Here is a 2,751-nt window from a genome sequence, read left to right as displayed (position 1 = left end):
TTGCTGAACAGGTCGCGCAGCAAGGCCTCCAGGACTTCCAGTGCGTCGTCGTGCGCAGTCGCCTCCAGGCAGAGTGCGAAGGCCACCAGTGTCGCCATCCGCCGCGACGCCGGCAGCCGATTAATCGCGGTGACCTTGGCCGTGTTGGCGAAGCGGGCCAGGGCGGCGATACGGCTGGGAGGGATGTGCGCCGCCGCCGGCAAGGTGATGCCGATGCCGCGCACGTCATCGAGCCGGCGCAGTGCCCGAATCAACGCGGGGCCACTGACCATGACCGGGCCGGAGCGCAATTGATCCAGCCGGGAGCTGCGGTTGCCTTCGGCCACCGTCAGCAAGTCTTGCAGTTGCAATCGCTGTTCCTCAGTCACGCTGCGGCCCAGCGTAAACCAGAGGCGTTCTTCGACCCGACTGCGCAACTGGGCGATAAAGCGCTCTAGTTGAGACACACCAGGCAGGAGGACTTTCTGTGTGAACAGCCACGAGGTGGCTCGCTCAAACAGCACTCCCGGCCGGTCGGTGCCCGTCCAGCAGAGGGCATACAGCCAGCGGCTCAAGCGAAAGCCGATGCCCGGATCGGTGAAATGACGATAGCCAAAGCGGTTCTGAATATCGGTGGCATGTATCCAGCGGCGATGATCGCTATAGCGCTGGAGGCAGTCGGGGTCTGGAATCGCCAGTTGTCGGCAAAGCACCTGCAGGACTTCCACCGGCACGGCGGCGGGCTTGTCCGGCAGAACGCCAACGAAGCGGACGGTGGTCAGCAGAACGGCATAACCCAGACGGTTATGGTTACCCCGCAGCACCTGGATGGCTTCACGGTCTTCATCGCTCAGGTGGAAGTAACGTTCCAGCTCTTCACGGCTGGGCGAATCAACATAGCGGCCAAAACCGTCGCGTTGCTCTTGAGTCAGAAAACCGACCGGCATTGATCACAGCACCTCGACGCAGAACACGGCGGGCGTGACGATCCGCGTGCGTTCGATGTGCCCGCGTTGCAGCAGGCCGGCGCGGCGATCACCGGTTACCAGGTAGTCCGCATCGCCCGCCAAGGCCATGGCCAGCAAAAACGAGTCATCCGGATCATCGGCTTCGACCTCGATGGTCAGGCGCTCCAGTACCACAGCCCGTTGCAGGTTATTGATCATGGCGCCCACCTTGGCGGGCTGTAGGATGGCCTGAAGCTTGGGATAGCGGCTGGCTCGACGAATTTCATCGAGTTGCATCCGCGAGGTCACCACCTCGAAACGCGCCGCCCGCCAGGCACGGTAGATCGCATCGGGCGCGCCATGTGGCGAGATCAGGGCGCTGAACAGGATGTTGGTATCCAACACGACCCGCATCAGCGCTTACGTGCCCAGTCGAGCGCTTCGTCAACCGCGTTGGTCAATTCTGCCTCACTCAGATGGGCGTTAGCGGCCTTGGCCTGCTCAGCGCTCAGCTCCAGGATGTGTGCCCGTACCGCTTCTTCGATGAAGCGCGACAGGTCGCCCTTACGGCCGCCGCCCTGGCTGGCCAGAAACATCCGAAGCGACTGGTCGGTGTCGGCCGAGACGGCGACATTCCAGCGAATGGTATTCATAGCGTTCTCCGCTAATAGGTGTTTGTGTGTTTATACGCCAATCACAAAGGGCGATGCAATGGTTCGACAAAACGAAGGTTTTGCCGAACTCTATCGAGGAATGGCTCGGTTCGTTAAGCTCCCCGCGCTACGGTTCAAATAACTGGTACGCTTAATCAAAGTTCAACTATTACTAACGTAGTCGAGTAAACAGTACTTTTGATGAAGATCGGTTATGCGCGAGTGAGCACTCGGGATCAGAAAGCCGACCTACAAGTCGATGCCCTGAAACAGGCCGGGTGCGAACGCATCTACCAAGACATCGCCAGCGGCGCGAAAAGCGCCCGGCCGGAGTTGGACAAACTGCTGGCCAACGTGCGGCCGGGTGATGCCGTGGTGATCTGGAAGCTGGATCGCCTTGGGCGTTCCCTCAAGCACCTGGTCGAGTTGGTCGGCGAGCTGGCAGAGCGCAAGGTCGGCTTACAGAGCCTGAATGACCCCATCGACACCACCCACGCCCAAGGCCGCCTGGTGTTCAACCTGTTCGCCTCGCTGGCGGAGTTCGAGCGCGAGCTGATCCGCGAGCGGACTCAGGCGGGTCTGTCGGCCGCACGGGCGCGTGGCCGGATCGGTGGCCGTCCCAAGGGCCTGCCAGCCAAGGCTGAGGCCACCGCCATGGCGGCCGAAACCCTCTACCGCGAAGGTCGCCTGAGCGTCAGCGCGATCGGCGAGAAGCTGCACATCTCCAAGAGCACGCTGTACAGCTACCTGCGCCACCGTGGTGTCGAGATCGGCGCGTACCAGAAGAGCGCCAGGTCACGCGACCAGCAGCCTTCGGCCGCGTCGCCGGCAGAGCCGCCCGCCGCCGAGCGGGTGGCCACCGTCACCCTGCGCCTCGCGGTGGTGAATAACAGCAAGTTCGTGCGCGGCCGGAAGCGGGCCACGGAGAACATTGAGCGCTACTGCCTGGAGCCCTATGGCATGAAGCGGCTGGATGCCGGCCACTATGAGTTGACCATTCCGTATCGGAGCGACGATGAGCTGGACAAGAGCGTGCATGACCTGCTGACCGAGATCAGCCAGGAGGCCGACATGCGCAACTGTTTTGTCGAGATGGGCGCCTGGGAAGAAGACACCGAAAAGCGTTGGTAGGGCTTACGTTGGTTTTTGGTTCCATTGCTCCCCAAACCCCT

Annotated in this window: 4 protein-coding genes; 1 reads left to right on the top strand and 3 read right to left on the bottom strand. The window is 62.0% G+C overall.

What is annotated here, in order from left to right:
• The 3 genes from FIV35_RS29340 to FIV35_RS29330 all read right to left on the bottom strand — a co-directional run.
• Window positions 1–926: DUF4158 domain-containing protein (locus tag FIV35_RS29340; RefSeq protein WP_146375122.1), on the bottom strand; the 926-nt coding region annotated here is incomplete at its 3' end.
• 3 nt (window positions 927–929) lie between these two features.
• Window positions 930–1,340, bottom strand: coding sequence for a putative toxin-antitoxin system toxin component, PIN family (locus tag FIV35_RS29335; protein ID WP_003150546.1), 411 nt, complete (start codon window positions 1,338–1,340; stop codon window positions 930–932).
• Window positions 1,340–1,579 carry a ribbon-helix-helix domain-containing protein gene (locus FIV35_RS29330; RefSeq protein ID WP_003089107.1) on the bottom strand — a complete coding sequence of 80 codons (240 nt, stop codon included), beginning with the start codon at window positions 1,577–1,579 and terminating at the stop codon, window positions 1,340–1,342. Before FIV35_RS29330 ends, FIV35_RS29335 begins: the two co-directional genes overlap by 1 nt.
• Before the next feature lie 201 nt (window positions 1,580–1,780).
• On the opposite strand from FIV35_RS29330, the gene FIV35_RS29325 reads away from it, so the two are divergent.
• Complete coding sequence (locus tag FIV35_RS29325; RefSeq protein WP_003150544.1) at window positions 1,781–2,710, top strand: recombinase family protein; 930 nt, start codon at window positions 1,781–1,783, stop codon at window positions 2,708–2,710.
• Window positions 2,711–2,751: the final 41 nt, after the last annotated feature.

Origin of the sequence: Pseudomonas rhodesiae, from assembly GCF_007858255.1 — a bacterium.
GTDB classification, from domain to species: Bacteria; Pseudomonadota; Gammaproteobacteria; order Pseudomonadales; family Pseudomonadaceae; genus Aquipseudomonas; species Aquipseudomonas rhodesiae.
The sequence above is the reverse complement of the archived record's forward strand: the minus strand, read 5'-3'. Positions and strand labels throughout refer to the sequence as shown.